The organism is Burkholderia sp. KL41, assembly GCF_057005415.2.
The window spans coordinates 367176-382437 of the sequence record NZ_CM174446.1; the positions used below are offsets into that span (position 1 = coordinate 367176).

A 15262-nucleotide genomic window follows, 5' to 3' on the forward strand; every position below is an offset into this window, starting at 1 on the left:
TATGAGCGATACTCCGGCATCCCCGAGCGGAAAGCGTTGGTACGTCGTGCACGCCTACTCCGGTATGGAGAAGAGCGTGCAACGTGCGCTTCAGGAGCGCATCGAACGTGCTGGCATGCAGGACAAATTCGGTCAGATCCTGGTTCCGACCGAAGAAGTGGTCGAAGTCAAAGGCGGCCACAAGGCAGTAACCGAGCGTCGATTCTTCCCCGGCTACGTGCTGGTGGAGATGGAAATGACGGACGAAACGTGGCACCTCGTGAAGAACACCGCGAAGGTTACCGGTTTCGTCGGCGGTGCACGTAACCGCCCGACCCCGATTTCCCCGAAGGAAGTCGAGAAGATCATGTCGCAGATGCAGGAAGGCGTCGAGAAGCCGCGCCCGAAGACCCTGTTCGAAGTCGGCGAGATGGTGCGTGTGAAGGAAGGTCCGTTCACGGACTTCAACGGCACCGTCGAAGAAGTCAACTACGAAAAGTCGCGCGTGCGTGTGTCGGTCACCATCTTTGGCCGATCCACCCCGGTCGAACTCGAGTTCGGCCAGGTCGAAAAAGTTTGATCCCGATTCGGTGGGCAGCCTAGGCTGCCCACCTTCGCGCTTACGGCCCGCGTCATGGCCGTTGAGGAGCGTCAGTAGCCAGAGGCGAAAGCGCGTTATCACTCACCGAACGCCCTTCCGGCGTTCCAATGAGGTTCACAAATGGCAAAGAAGATTATCGGCTTTATCAAGCTGCAGATCCCTGCAGGTAAAGCCAACCCGTCGCCGCCGGTCGGTCCGGCACTGGGCCAGCGCGGCCTGAACATCATGGAGTTCTGCAAGGCGTTCAACGCGCAGACTCAAGGCATGGAGCCGGGTCTGCCGGTGCCGGTGGTCATCACGGCATTCGCTGACAAGAGCTTCACGTTCGTGATGAAGACGCCGCCGGCGACCGTCCTGATCAAGAAGGCGGCGAAGGTGGACAAGGGCTCGAGCAAGCCGCACACCGACAAGGTCGGTTCGATCACGCGCGCTCAAGCCGAAGAAATCGCGAAGACCAAGATGCCGGACCTTACGGCAGCTGATCTGGACGCAGCCGTTCGCACCATCGCTGGTAGCGCACGCTCGATGGGCATCACTGTGGAGGGCGTGTAAATGGCTAAGATCTCCAAGCGCCGTCAGGCATTTGCCGCCAAGGTCGATCGTCAGAAGCTGTACGCGATCGAAGACGCACTGAGCCTCGTGAAGGAATGCGCGAGCGCGAAGTTCGACGAGTCGATCGACGTCGCAGTCCAGCTCGGCATCGATGCGAAGAAGTCGGACCAGGTCGTTCGTGGTTCGGTCGTTCTGCCGGCAGGTACGGGCAAGTCGGTTCGCGTTGCCGTGTTCGCGCAAGGCGAGAAGGCTGAGCAAGCGCGTGCAGCAGGCGCGGAAATCGTCGGTATGGAAGACCTGGCTGAGCAGATCAAGGCTGGCCAGATGGACTTCGACATCGTGATCGCTTCGCCGGACACGATGCGTATCGTCGGTACGCTGGGTCAGATCCTCGGCCCGCGCGGCCTGATGCCGAACCCGAAGGTCGGTACGGTCACGCCGGACGTCGCAACCGCCGTCAAGAACGCGAAGGCTGGTCAGGTGCAATTCCGTGTCGACAAGGCCGGTATCATCCACGCGACCATCGGCCGTGCATCGTTCGAGCCGACCGCACTGCGTTCGAACCTGTCGGCGCTGATCGAAGCGCTGCAGAAGGCAAAGCCGGCAACGAGCAAGGGCGTCTACCTGCGCAAGATCGCACTGTCGAGCACGATGGGCGTCGGCGTGCGTGTCGACCAGGCTACGCTGGCAGCACAGTAAGCAAGATTTCGGGCCGCTTCGTTCGCGAAGCGGCCTACATGGGCTTTGGGCGGTTGTTCGTGCAGGTAGGGCGGGCAACCGGTTATCAAAGACCGTTGGTGGGGCGCAGCAGTCAGGTGATCCCTTAATTCAAGCCAACGCAGATGGCGAACCCGAAAAAGTTTTGCAGTGGTGAAGCCGCAGGCCGTGAAGCGATTCGCGGCATGAGGTGGAAATACTCCTAACGAGGTCGGACGCCGTTGTTGAACGAGGTACGTGAGGTTTCGTGCCGAACGTATCGTTTCTGGAGGCTAACCGTGCCGCTTAATAGAGAAGACAAGCAAGCCGTCGTCGCTGAGGTTTCCGCGCAAGTCGCGAAGGCCCAGACCGTTGTGCTGGCTGAGTATCGTGGAATTGCGGTTGGCGATCTGACCAAGCTGCGCGCGCAAGCGCGTGAGCAACAGGTTTACCTGCGCGTGTTGAAGAACACGCTGGCGCGCCGCGCCGTTGAAGGTACGCCGTTTGCTCCGCTGGCAGAGCAGATGACTGGCCCGTTGATCTACGGCATCTCGGAAGATGCAATTGCTGCTGCTAAGGTCGTCAACGACTTCAGCAAGAGCAATGACAAGTTGGTCATCAAGGCTGGTTCGTTCGATGGCAAGGTGATGGACAAGGCTGGCGTGCAAGCGCTGGCAAGCATCCCGAGCCGCGAAGAACTGCTCTCGAAGCTGCTGTTCGTTATGCAATCGCCTGTTTCGGGCTTCGCGCGTGCCCTGGCCGCGCTGGCAGAGAAGAAGCAAGCGGAAGCTGCGTAATCGAACGTGCATCAGCGTCATTGATCGCTGGCTGTATCCGAATTCAATTTAGGAGTATTTCAAATGGCAATCGCAAAAGAAGACATCCTGGCAGCAGTCGAAGGGATGACCGTTCTGGAACTGAACGAACTGGTCAAGGCGTTCGAAGAGAAGTTTGGCGTGTCGGCAGCTGCAGTGGCAGTCGCTGGCCCGGCAGGCGGCGGCGCTGCTGCTGCTGCAGAAGAAAAGACCGAATTCACGGTCGTTCTGGCTGAAGCAGGCAGCAACAAGGTTGCAGTCATCAAGGCAGTTCGCGAACTGACGGGCCTGGGCCTGAAGGAAGCGAAGGACGTCGTTGACGGCGCACCGAAGGCTGTCAAGGAAGGCGTCGACAAGGCTGCTGCTGAAGAAGCCAAGAAGAAGCTGGAAGAAGCAGGCGCGAAGGTCGAAGTCAAGTAAGTTTCGGCGCGCTGTGCGAAGGCTGGCGGTATTTTCACCGCCGGCCTTTTTGTGCTTTGTGGGGACGTTATTCTGGCACTCATTCGGGAGCCCGAATAATCGGCCCCAGAAGCCAAAGAAAACCGCCTGATCGTTGTGATTGGTCACGAATGGCGGTTCTCTTTGTCTTCTGAAGCGACTGCAGAAGGCAAGTTTGGTCGGGTAGCGGGCAACACAGGCATCCGCTGCCGTCAGCCAGCGGTTGGTAGCGGCCAACCACCAAGCTTCTCGGCTCGTTCAAGCCGTCGGACGGCCATCGGGTCTCAGTCGGTGAACACTCGGGTTTGAAACGTCCAGGTATTCCGCCTCGATAGCACCCGCCGTGATTCGGAGATCGTATGCAATATTCCTTCACCGAGAAGAAGCGCATTCGCAAGAGTTTCGCGAAGCGCCCCATCGTTCACCAAGTTCCTTTCTTGCTGGCTACCCAGCTTGAATCATTCAGCACGTTTCTGCAAGCCGATGTGCCGGCCACGCAACGCAAGCCTGAAGGTTTGCAGGCCGCGTTCACATCGGTATTTCCCATTGTTTCGCACAACGGCTTTGCGCGTCTCGAGTTCGTGAGCTACGCGTTGTCCGCGCCGGCATTCAACATCAAGGAATGCCAGCAGCGCGGCCTGACGTACTGCTCCGCGCTGCGCGCGAAGGTCCGCCTTGTCATCCTCGACAAGGAATCGCCGAACAAGCCGGTCGTCAAGGAAGTGAAAGAGCAGGAAGTGTACATGGGCGAAATTCCGCTCATGACGCCGACGGGCTCGTTCGTCATCAACGGCACCGAGCGTGTCATCGTCTCGCAGCTGCACCGTTCGCCGGGCGTGTTCTTCGAACACGACAAGGGCAAGACGCACAGCTCGGGCAAGCTGCTGTTCTCGGCACGGATCATTCCGTACCGCGGCTCGTGGCTCGACTTCGAATTCGATCCGAAGGACATCCTGTACTTCCGCGTCGACCGTCGCCGCAAGATGCCGGTCACGATCCTGCTGAAGGCCATCGGCCTGACGCCGGAACAGATCCTCGCGAACTTCTTCGTGTTCGACAACTTCACGCTGATGGACGAAGGCGCACAACTCGAGTTCGTGCCCGAGCGCCTGCGTGGTGAAGTCGCGCGTTTCGACATCACGGATCGTGATGGCAAGGTCATCGTCCAGAAGGACAAGCGGATCAACGCGAAGCACATTCGCGATCTCGAAGCCGCGAAGACCAAGTTCATCTCGGTGCCGGAAGACTATCTGCTCGGCCGCGTGCTGGCGAAGAACGTCGTCGACGGCGACACCGGCGAAGTGATCGCGAGCGCGAACGACGAAGTCACGGAAAGCGTGCTCGAGAAGCTGCGCGAAGCGGGCATCAAGGACATCCAGACGCTCTACACGAACGACCTGGACCAGGGCCCGTACATCTCGTCGACGCTGCGTGTCGACGAAACGACCGACAAGACGGCCGCGCGCATCGCGATCTACCGCATGATGCGTCCGGGCGAGCCGCCGACCGAAGAAGCGGTCGAGGCCCTGTTCAACCGTCTGTTCTACAGCGAAGAAGCGTACGACCTGTCGAAGGTCGGCCGCATGAAGTTCAACCGCCGCGTCAGCCGTGACGAGATCACCGGCCCGATGACGCTGCAGGACGACGACATCCTCGCGACGATCAAGATCCTCGTCGAGCTGCGCAACGGCAAGGGCGAAGTGGACGACATCGACCACCTCGGCAACCGTCGCGTGCGTTGCGTCGGCGAACTGGCGGAAAACCAGTTCCGCGCCGGTCTCGTGCGTGTCGAGCGCGCGGTCAAGGAACGCCTCGGCCAGGCCGAAAGCGAAAACCTGATGCCGCACGACCTGATCAACTCGAAGCCGATTTCGTCGGCGATCCGCGAGTTCTTCGGTTCGTCGCAGCTGTCGCAGTTCATGGACCAGACCAACCCGCTGTCGGAAATCACGCACAAGCGCCGTGTTTCCGCACTGGGCCCGGGCGGTCTGACGCGCGAACGCGCAGGCTTCGAAGTTCGTGACGTGCACCCGACCCACTATGGCCGCGTGTGCCCGATCGAAACGCCGGAAGGTCCGAACATCGGCCTGATCAACTCGCTCGCACTGTACGCGCACCTGAACGAGTACGGCTTCCTCGAGACGCCGTACCGCAAGGTCGTGGACAGCAAGGTGACCGACCAGATCGACTACCTGTCGGCGATCGAGGAAGGCCGCTACATGATCGCTCAGGCGAACGCCGCGATCGACGAGAACGGCACGCTGATCGACGAACTCGTGTCGTCGCGTGAAGCCGGCGAAACGATGATGGTCACGCCGGACCGTATCCAGTACATGGACGTCGCGCCGTCGCAGATCGTGTCGGTTGCAGCCTCGCTGATTCCGTTCCTCGAGCACGACGATGCGAACCGTGCACTGATGGGTTCGAACATGCAGCGTCAGGCCGTGCCGTGTCTGCGTCCGGAGAAGCCGGTCGTCGGGACAGGTATCGAGCGCACCTGCGCGGTTGACTCGGGTACGACGGTTCAGGCGTTCCGCGGCGGCGTCGTCGACTATGTCGACGCAGGCCGTATCGTGATTCGTGTGAACGACGACGAAGCGGTCGCAGGTGAAGTCGGTGTCGACATCTACAACCTGATCAAGTACACGCGTTCGAACCAGAACACGAACATCAACCAGCGTCCGATCGTGAAGATGGGCGACAAGGTCTCGCGCGGCGACGTGCTGGCCGACGGCGCCTCGACGGACCTGGGCGAGCTCGCGCTCGGCCAGAACATGCTGATCGCGTTCATGCCGTGGAACGGCTACAACTTCGAAGACTCGATCCTGATCTCGGAGAAGGTGGTTGCGGACGATCGCTACACGTCGATCCACATCGAAGAGCTGAACGTCGTTGCACGCGACACGAAGCTCGGGCCGGAAGAAATCACGCGCGACATCTCGAACCTGGCGGAAGTCCAGCTCGGCCGTCTCGACGAATCCGGCATCGTGTACATCGGTGCTGAAGTCGAAGCAGGCGACGTGCTGGTCGGCAAGGTCACGCCGAAGGGCGAGACCCAGCTGACGCCGGAAGAGAAGCTGCTGCGCGCGATCTTCGGCGAGAAGGCTTCGGACGTGAAGGACACGTCGCTGCGCGTGCCGTCGGGCATGAGCGGTACCGTGATCGACGTCCAGGTGTTCACGCGTGAAGGCATCCAGCGCGACAAGCGTGCGCAACAGATCATCGACGACGAACTGAAGCGCTACCGTCTCGACCTGAACGACCAGCTGCGCATCGTGGAAGGCGACGCGTTCCAGCGTCTCGCGCGCATGCTCGTGGGCAAGGTCGCGAACGGCGGTCCGAAGAAGCTCGCGAAGGGCACGAAGATCGACCAGGCTTACCTGGAAGACCTCGACCACTACCACTGGTTCGACATCCGCCTCGCGGACGACGAAGCAGCGGCATCGCTCGAAGCGATCAAGAACTCGATCGAAGAGAAGCGTCACCAGTTCGACCTCGCGTTCGAAGAGAAGCGCAAGAAGCTCACGCAAGGCGACGAACTGCCGCCGGGCGTGCTGAAGATGGTCAAGGTGTACCTCGCGGTGAAGCGCCGTCTGCAGCCTGGCGACAAGATGGCAGGCCGTCACGGTAACAAGGGTGTCGTGTCGAAGATCGTCCCGATCGAAGACATGCCGTACATGGCCGACGGCCGTCCGGCAGACGTCGTGCTGAACCCGCTGGGCGTTCCGTCGCGGATGAACGTGGGTCAGGTTCTGGAAGTGCACCTCGGCTGGGCTGCGAAGGGCCTCGGCTGGCGTATCGGCGAAATGCTGCAGCGTCAGGCGAAGATCGAGGAACTGCGCGTGTTCCTGACGAAGATCTACAACGAGTCGGGCCGCCAGGAAGACCTGGAAAGCTTCACCGACGACGAGATCCTCGAACTCGCGAAGAACCTGCGCGAAGGCGTGCCGTTCGCGACGCCGGTGTTCGACGGTGCGACCGAGGAAGAAATGGGCAAGATGCTCGACCTCGCGTTCCCGGACGACATCGCTGAACAGCTCGGCATGAACCCGTCGAAGAACCAGGTCCGTCTGTACGACGGCCGCACGGGTGAAATGTTCGAGCGTCGCGTGACGCTGGGCTACATGCACTACCTGAAGCTGCACCACTTGGTCGACGACAAGATGCACGCGCGTTCGACCGGCCCGTACTCGCTCGTCACGCAGCAGCCGCTGGGTGGTAAGGCGCAGTTCGGTGGCCAGCGTTTCGGTGAAATGGAAGTGTGGGCACTCGAAGCGTACGGCGCGTCCTACGTGCTGCAGGAAATGCTGACGGTGAAGTCGGATGACGTGACCGGCCGGACGAAGGTGTACGAAAACCTCGTCAAGGGCGACCACGTGATCGATGCAGGCATGCCGGAATCCTTCAACGTGCTCGTGAAGGAAATCCGCTCGCTCGGTATCGACATCGATCTCGACCGCAATTAATCGGACTACGGAGAGAAAGCAATGAAAGCTCTGCTCGATCTATTCAAGCAAGTCCAACAGGAAGAAGTTTTCGACGCGATCAAGATCGGTCTGGCTTCGCCTGACAAGATCCGTTCGTGGTCGTTCGGCGAAGTGAAGAAGCCGGAGACCATCAACTACCGTACGTTCAAGCCGGAACGCGATGGTCTCTTCTGCGCGAAGATCTTCGGGCCGATCAAGGACTACGAGTGCCTGTGCGGCAAGTACAAGCGCCTGAAGCACCGCGGCGTGATCTGCGAGAAGTGCGGTGTCGAAGTGACGCTGGCGAAGGTGCGTCGCGAACGGATGGGCCACATCGAACTGGCCTCGCCGGTCGCGCACATCTGGTTCCTGAAGTCGCTGCCGTCGCGTCTGGGCATGGTGCTCGACATGACGCTGCGCGACATCGAACGCGTGCTGTACTTCGAAGCATACGTGGTGATCGAACCGGGCATGACGCCGCTGAAGGCGCGGCAGATCATGACCGAAGAGGATTACTACAACAAGGTCGAGGAATACGGCGACGAATTCCGTGCCGAAATGGGCGCGGAAGGCGTGCGTGAACTGCTGCGCGCGATCAACATCGACGAGCAGGTCGAGACGCTGCGCACCGAGCTGAAGAACACCGGCTCGGAAGCGAAGATCAAGAAGTACGCGAAGCGCCTGAAGGTCCTCGAGGCATTCCAGCGCTCGGGCATCAAGCCCGAGTGGATGATCCTCGAAGTGCTGCCGGTGCTGCCGCCGGAACTGCGTCCGCTCGTGCCGCTGGACGGCGGCCGTTTCGCGACGTCGGACCTGAACGACCTGTACCGCCGCGTGATCAACCGTAACAACCGGTTGAAGCGTCTGCTCGAGCTGAAGGCACCTGAAATCATCGTCCGCAACGAAAAGCGGATGCTGCAGGAAGCCGTCGACTCGCTGCTCGACAACGGTCGTCGCGGCAAGGCGATGACGGGTGCGAACAAGCGTCCGCTGAAGTCGCTCGCCGACATGATCAAGGGCAAGGGCGGTCGTTTCCGTCAGAACCTGCTGGGCAAGCGCGTCGACTACTCGGGCCGTTCGGTCATCGTGGTCGGCCCGACGCTGAAGCTGCACCAGTGCGGTCTGCCGAAGCTGATGGCGCTCGAGCTGTTCAAGCCGTTCATCTTCAACAAGCTGGAAGTGATGGGCGTCGCGACGACCATCAAGGCTGCGAAGAAGGAAGTCGAGAACCAGACGCCGGTGGTGTGGGACATCCTCGAAGAGGTGATCCGCGAGCACCCGGTGATGCTGAACCGTGCGCCGACGCTGCACCGTCTCGGTATCCAGGCGTTCGAGCCGGTGCTGATCGAAGGCAAGGCAATTCAGCTGCACCCGCTCGTCTGCGCGGCGTTCAACGCCGACTTCGACGGTGACCAGATGGCCGTTCACGTGCCGCTGTCGCTCGAAGCGCAGATGGAAGCGCGTACGCTGATGCTGGCGTCGAACAACGTGCTGTTCCCGGCCAACGGCGATCCGTCGATCGTGCCGTCGCAGGATATCGTGCTGGGTCTGTACTACGCGACCCGCGAAGCGGTCAACGGCAAGGGCGAAGGCCTGTCGTTCACGGGCGTGTCGGAAGTGATCCGCGCGTACGAGAACAAGGAAGTCGAGCTCGCATCGCGCGTCAACGTGCGGATCACCGAAATGGTCCACAACGAAGACACGTCGGAAGGCGCGCCGCCGTTCGTGCCGAAGATCTCGCTGTACGCGACGACCGTCGGCCGCGCGATCCTGTCGGAGATCCTGCCGCACGGCCTGCCGTTCTCGGTGCTGAACAAGCCGCTGAAGAAGAAGGAAATCTCGCGCCTGATCAACACGGCGTTCCGCAAGTGCGGTCTGCGTGCGACGGTGGTGTTTGCCGACCAGCTGATGCAGTCGGGTTTCCGTCTCGCGACGCGCGCCGGTATTTCGATCTGCGTGGACGACATGCTCGTGCCGCCGCAGAAGGAAACGATCGTCGGCGACGCCGCGAAGAAGGTGAAGGAGTACGACCGCCAGTACATGTCGGGTCTCGTCACCGCGCAGGAACGCTACAACAACGTGGTCGACATCTGGTCGGCAACGTCGGAAGCGGTCGGCAAGGCGATGATGGAGCAGCTGTCGACGGAGCCGGTGACGGACCGCGACGGCAACGAGACGCGCCAGGAGTCGTTCAACTCGATCTACATGATGGCCGACTCGGGCGCCCGGGGTTCGGCGGTTCAGATTCGTCAGCTGGCCGGTATGCGTGGCCTGATGGCGAAGCCGGACGGCTCGATTATCGAGACGCCGATTACCGCGAACTTCCGCGAAGGTCTGAACGTGTTGCAGTACTTCATCTCGACCCACGGTGCACGTAAGGGTCTGGCTGATACGGCACTGAAGACCGCGAACTCGGGTTACCTGACGCGTCGTCTCGTCGACGTCACGCAGGATCTGGTTGTCGTGGAAGACGATTGCGGCACGTCGAACGGCGTGGCGATGAAGGCACTCGTCGAAGGCGGTGAAGTCGTCGAGGCGCTGCGCGACCGTATCCTCGGCCGCGTTGCGGTTGCGGACGTCGTGAACCCGGAAACGCAGGAAACGGTGTACGAATCGGGCACGCTGCTCGACGAAACGGCGGTCGAGGAAATCGAACGCCTCGGCATCGACGAAGTGCGCGTGCGCACGCCGCTGACCTGCGAAACGCGCTACGGTCTGTGTGCATCGTGCTACGGCCGTGACCTCGGCCGCGGCTCGCTCGTGAACGTCGGCGAAGCAGTCGGCGTGATCGCGGCACAGTCGATCGGTGAACCGGGCACGCAGCTGACGATGCGTACGTTCCACATCGGTGGTGCGGCGTCGCGTGCGGCAGTGGCTTCGTCGGTCGAAGCGAAGAGCAACGGTATCGTCCGCTTCACGGCGACGATGCGTTACGTCACGAATGCGAAGGGCGAGCAGATCGTCATTTCCCGTTCGGGCGAAGCGATGATCACCGACGATTTCGGTCGCGAGCGCGAGCGTCACAAAGTGCCGTACGGCGCGACGCTGCTGCAACTCGACGGCGCGACGATCAAGGCAGGCACGCAGCTCGCCACGTGGGATCCGCTGACGCGTCCGATCATCACCGAGTACGGTGGTACGGTGAAGTTCGAGAACGTCGAGGAAGGCGTGACCGTCGCGAAGCAGATCGACGACGTGACCGGCCTGTCGACGCTGGTCGTGATCGACGTGAAGCGTCGTGGTTCGCAGGCTTCGAAGAGCGTGCGTCCGCAGGTCAAGCTGCTCGACGCGAACGGCGACGAAGTGAAGATTCCGGGCACGGAGCACGCGGTGCAGATCGGCTTCCAGGTCGGCGCACTGATCACCGTGAAGGATGGTCAGCAGGTGCAGGTCGGTGAAGTGCTCGCACGTATCCCGACGGAAGCGCAGAAGACGCGTGACATTACCGGCGGTCTGCCGCGGGTGGCGGAACTGTTCGAAGCGCGTTCGCCGAAGGATGCCGGCATTCTCGCGGAAGTCACCGGTACGACGTCGTTCGGTAAGGACACGAAGGGCAAGCAGCGTCTCGTCATCACGGATCTCGAGGGCAACCAGCACGAGTTCCTGATCGCGAAGGAAAAGCAGGTTCTGGTTCACGATGCCCAGGTCGTCAACAAGGGCGAAATGATCGTGGACGGTCCGGCCGATCCGCACGACATCCTGCGTCTGCAGGGTATCGAGGCGCTGTCGCGCTACATCGTCGACGAAGTGCAGGACGTGTATCGTCTGCAGGGCGTGAAGATCAACGACAAGCACATCGAGGTGATCGTTCGCCAGATGCTGCGTCGTGTGCAGATCACCGACAACGGCGATACGCGCTTCATCCCGGGCGAACAGGTCGAGCGTTCCGACATGCTGGACGAGAACGATCGCATGATCGCCGAGGACAAGCGTCCGGCTTCGTACGACAACGTGCTGCTCGGTATCACGAAGGCATCGCTGTCGACCGACTCGTTCATCTCCGCGGCATCGTTCCAGGAAACGACCCGCGTGCTGACCGAAGCGGCGATCATGGGCAAGCGCGACGATCTGCGCGGCCTGAAGGAAAACGTGATCGTCGGCCGCCTGATTCCGGCCGGTACGGGTCTCGCGTTCCACAAGGCACGCAAGGCGAAGGAATCGTCGGATCGCGAGCGTTTCGACCAGATCGCAGCGGAAGAGGCGTTCGATTTCGGTACGCCGAGCACGCCTGCTGCGGAAGAGCCGCAACAGCACCCGGCAGCCGAGTAAGCGCGGGCGGCGCGAGCCGCCTTGTCTCACCACGCTGTCACCGAGACCGCCCGGTTTTGCCGGGCGGTTTTTTTTCATCTGTCGTTCGCGTGCATGACCCGCCTGTGCCGTGCCGGCCTCGCTTGATCGCGACGGACGTGCGGCCTGGCTGCAAGCGCCTCCGGAGCCATCGCAATCACTTGCGGCAGGGTCGTGGCAGGCTCGTCATGCACGCGAACGAACCCTGGCCGATTGGCCAAAACCGCACGATTCGCCCCGCGTCCCGCGAGCGGGTTGTTAAAATTGCGGTCATCGTCCAGCCGTCCCCGTCCTCTTCCATGTCCCGCGCCCTCGAAATCCTCGACGAAGTATTTGGTTATCCCGCTTTTCGCGGCCAGCAGGGCGAAATCGTCGAACACGTCGCCGGCGGCGGCGATTGTCTCGTGCTGATGCCGACCGGCGGCGGCAAGTCGCTGTGCTACCAGATTCCGGCGCTGCTGCGTCGCGAGGCCGGACAGGGTGCCGGTATCGTCGTGTCGCCGCTGATCGCGCTGATGCAGGACCAGGTCGCCGCACTGAGCGAAGTGGGCGTGCGCGCGGCGTACCTGAATTCGACACTGTCGGGCGCCGAGGCCGCGGCGACCGAGCGGGCGCTGCGCGAAGGCGAAATCGACCTGCTGTATGTCGCGCCCGAACGGCTGATGACGGGGCGCTTCCTCGACCTGCTCGAGCGCGCGAAGATCGGCCTGTTCGCGATCGACGAAGCGCACTGCGTGTCGCAATGGGGGCACGATTTCCGCCCGGAATACATCCAGCTGTCGGTGCTGCACGAGCGATTTCCGTCGGTGCCGCGCATCGCATTGACCGCGACGGCCGATGCGATCACGCGCGACGAGATCATCCACCGTCTCGCGCTCGACGACGCACGCGTGTTCGTGTCGAGCTTCGACCGCCCGAACATCCGCTACCGGATCGTCGAAAAGGACAACGCGCGATCGCAGCTGCTCGATTTCATCCGCGCCGAACACACGAATGCCGACGGCACGACGGATGCGGGTGTCGTCTATTGCCTGTCGCGTCGCAAGGTCGAGGAAACGGCCGAATGGCTGAAGGCGCAAGGCGTGCGCGCGCTGCCGTATCACGCGGGGATGGAGTTCGAGGTGCGGCAGAAGCACCAGGAAATGTTCCAGCGCGAGGAAGGCATCGTGATGTGCGCGACGATCGCGTTCGGCATGGGCATCGACAAGCCGGACGTGCGCTTCGTCGCGCACCTGGATCTGCCGAAGAGCGTCGAAGGCTACTACCAGGAAACGGGCCGCGCCGGCCGCGACGGGATGCCCGCGAATGCGTGGATGGCGTACGGGCTCGGCGACGTCGTCCAGCAGCGCAAGATGATCGACGAATCGGATGCGGACGACGCACACAAGCGTGTCCAGACGTCGAAGCTCGACGCGCTGCTCGGGCTGTGCGAGACGATCTCGTGCCGCCGCGTGCGGCTGCTGAACTACTTCGGCGAGGAGAGCAAGCCGTGCGGCAACTGCGATACGTGCCTCGAGCCGCCCGCTTCATGGGACGCGACGCGTGAGGCGCAGATGGCGCTGTCGTGCGTGTTCCGCGCGCAGCGCGCGAGCGGTTTCAATTTCGGCTCGAGCCACCTGATCGAGATCCTGCGCGGCGGGCGCACCGAGAAGGTGTTGCAGCGGGGCCACGACCAGCTGACGACGTTCGGGATCGGCGCGTCGCTGTCGGAGCCCGAGTGGCGCGCGATATTTCGGCAGCTCGTCGCGTACGGCTACCTGGCCGTCGATCACGGCGGCTTCGGCGCACTCGTGCTGACCGAGGCCGCGAAGCCGGTGTTGAAGAACGAAGAGAAGGTCACGCTGCGCCGCTACGTGAAGCCGCAGCGCACGCGTCAGTCGTCGGGCCGCAGCGGCACGCGCGTCGATCCGACGGCCGGCATGGGCACACGCGAGCGCGCAAGGTGGGATGCGCTGCGCGCGTGGCGCGCGGAAACGGCGAAGACGGACGGCGTGCCGGCCTACGTGATCTTCCACGACGCGACGCTCGCCGAGATCGCACGCAACGCGCCGGAGACGATCGACGACCTGCGCCATATCCCCGGCATGGGGGTGCGCAAGCTGGAGCGCTTCGGCGACGAGATCATCGACGTCGTCGAGTCTGCCTGACACAGGCGTTCCGACCCTTCCGGTAAACCACGCGTCCGGCCGGCGAATCACGCAAGCCGTTGACTTAGTTGGTATTTCCGGAATATGATGCTGGGTTCCGGTATTCGGTGGGCCGAGTTGCGTTCGAAAGCTCGCACCCGTTTCGCCGGTTCGGAAGTCAACTGTGCGCCGATTCTCGCTTTGCCCGAAATCGATGTGCAGATTTTGTTCAATTTCAGGAATAAACAATGCCAACCATCAACCAACTGGTTCGCAAAGGCCGTCAGTCGGAAACGACGAAGAGCAAGAGCCCGGCCCTGCAGGACTGCCCCCAGCGTCGCGGCGTGTGCACCCGTGTGTACACGACGACGCCGAAGAAGCCGAACTCGGCACTCCGTAAGGTCGCCAAGGTTCGTCTGACGAACGGCTTCGAAGTGATTTCGTACATCGGCGGTGAAGGCCACAACCTGCAGGAACACTCGGTTGTGCTGATCCGCGGCGGCCGTGTGAAGGACTTGCCGGGTGTGCGTTACCACATGGTTCGCGGCTCGCTGGATACCCAGGGCGTCAAGGACCGTAAGCAAGCGCGCTCGAAGTACGGCGCGAAGCGTGCAAAGGCTGCCAAGTAAGCAGTTTTTGATCAGGGATCGCCGCAGGGCGGTCAAGGCGGGAGTGCCGGATTGCCGGTGCTGTCGAGTAAGTGGTCACCCGGCCAAGCTGGTTAGTCGTGAAGATGTGATCGGGTTTGTTGGTGGCCGCGGAGCTGGAACCAGCTCCAACTGAACAAGTAAAGGAAGAATCATGCCGCGTCGTCGCGAAGTCCCCAAGCGGGAAGTGTTGCCGGATCCGAAGTTCGGTAACGTTGATGTAGCCAAGTTCATGAACATGCTGATGCTGTCCGGCAAGAAGTCGGTCGCAGAGCGCATCGTTTATGGCGCATTCGAACAGATCCAGACCAAGGGTGGCAAGGACCCGCTGGAAGTGTTCACGGTTGCGCTCAACAACGTCAAGCCGGTGGTCGAAGTGAAGAGCCGTCGCGTTGGTGGTGCCAACTATCAAGTTCCGGTCGAAGTGCGCCCGTCGCGTCGTATGGCATTGGCGATGCGCTGGCTGCGTGAGGCTGCGAAGAAGCGCAGCGAGAAGTCGATGGCTCTGCGCCTGGCAGGTGAACTCTCCGAAGCGGCCGAAGGCCGTGGCGGCGCGATGAAGAAGCGCGATGAAGTTCACCGCATGGCAGAAGCCAACCGCGCGTTCTCGCATTTCCGTTTCTAAGCGCCTGGCTGGGCTGTTTGCGGAAATAAA

General features: G+C 61.8%; 10 protein-coding genes. All 10 read left to right on the plus strand.

The annotated features are described in order from the left end of the window. Nucleotide 1: 1 nt before the first annotated feature. The 10 genes from nusG (at nt 2) to rpsG (ending at nt 15232) form a co-directional block, all read left to right on the plus strand. Complete coding sequence (gene nusG, locus PQB87_RS01735; RefSeq protein WP_006400672.1) at nt 2-559, plus strand: transcription termination/antitermination protein NusG; 558 nt, start codon at nt 2-4, stop codon at nt 557-559. Nucleotides 560-700: 141 nt separating this feature from the next. Further along, complete coding sequence (gene rplK, locus PQB87_RS01740; RefSeq protein WP_006477201.1) at nt 701-1132, plus strand: 50S ribosomal protein L11; 432 nt, start codon at nt 701-703, stop codon at nt 1130-1132. Continuing rightward, entirely contained in the window at nt 1133-1831 is a 699-nt protein-coding gene (gene rplA, locus PQB87_RS01745) for a 50S ribosomal protein L1 (RefSeq protein ID WP_006482906.1), read from the plus strand. Between the two features lie 296 nt (nt 1832-2127). After that, complete coding sequence (gene rplJ, locus PQB87_RS01750) at nt 2128-2625, plus strand: 50S ribosomal protein L10 (protein ID WP_027788582.1); 498 nt, start codon at nt 2128-2130, stop codon at nt 2623-2625. A 63-nt stretch (nt 2626-2688) separates the two neighbouring features. Next, nucleotides 2689-3063 (plus strand): 50S ribosomal protein L7/L12, encoded by a 375-nt coding sequence (gene rplL, locus PQB87_RS01755; RefSeq protein WP_021161757.1) that lies wholly within the window; start codon nt 2689-2691, stop codon nt 3061-3063. 377 nt (nt 3064-3440) lie between these two features. Beyond that, nucleotides 3441-7547, plus strand: coding sequence for a DNA-directed RNA polymerase subunit beta (rpoB, locus tag PQB87_RS01760; protein ID WP_027788581.1), 4107 nt, complete (start codon nt 3441-3443; stop codon nt 7545-7547). Between the two features lie 21 nt (nt 7548-7568). Next, on the plus strand, nt 7569-11816 hold the full coding sequence (gene rpoC / locus PQB87_RS01765) for a DNA-directed RNA polymerase subunit beta' (RefSeq protein ID WP_021161759.1): 4248 nt from the start codon (nt 7569-7571) through the stop codon (nt 11814-11816). A 317-nt stretch (nt 11817-12133) separates the two neighbouring features. After that, on the plus strand, nt 12134-13981 hold the full coding sequence (gene recQ / locus PQB87_RS01770) for a DNA helicase RecQ (protein WP_021161761.1): 1848 nt from the start codon (nt 12134-12136) through the stop codon (nt 13979-13981). A gap of 227 nt (nt 13982-14208) precedes the next feature. Then, nucleotides 14209-14589, plus strand: a complete 381-nt coding sequence (gene rpsL, locus PQB87_RS01775; RefSeq protein WP_006400662.1) for a 30S ribosomal protein S12 — start codon at nt 14209-14211, stop codon at nt 14587-14589. A gap of 172 nt (nt 14590-14761) precedes the next feature. Then, the gene (gene rpsG / locus PQB87_RS01780; RefSeq protein WP_006477195.1) at nt 14762-15232 is read left to right on the plus strand and encodes a 30S ribosomal protein S7; all 471 of its coding nucleotides are present in this window, start codon (nt 14762-14764) and stop codon (nt 15230-15232) included. Nucleotides 15233-15262: the final 30 nt, after the last annotated feature.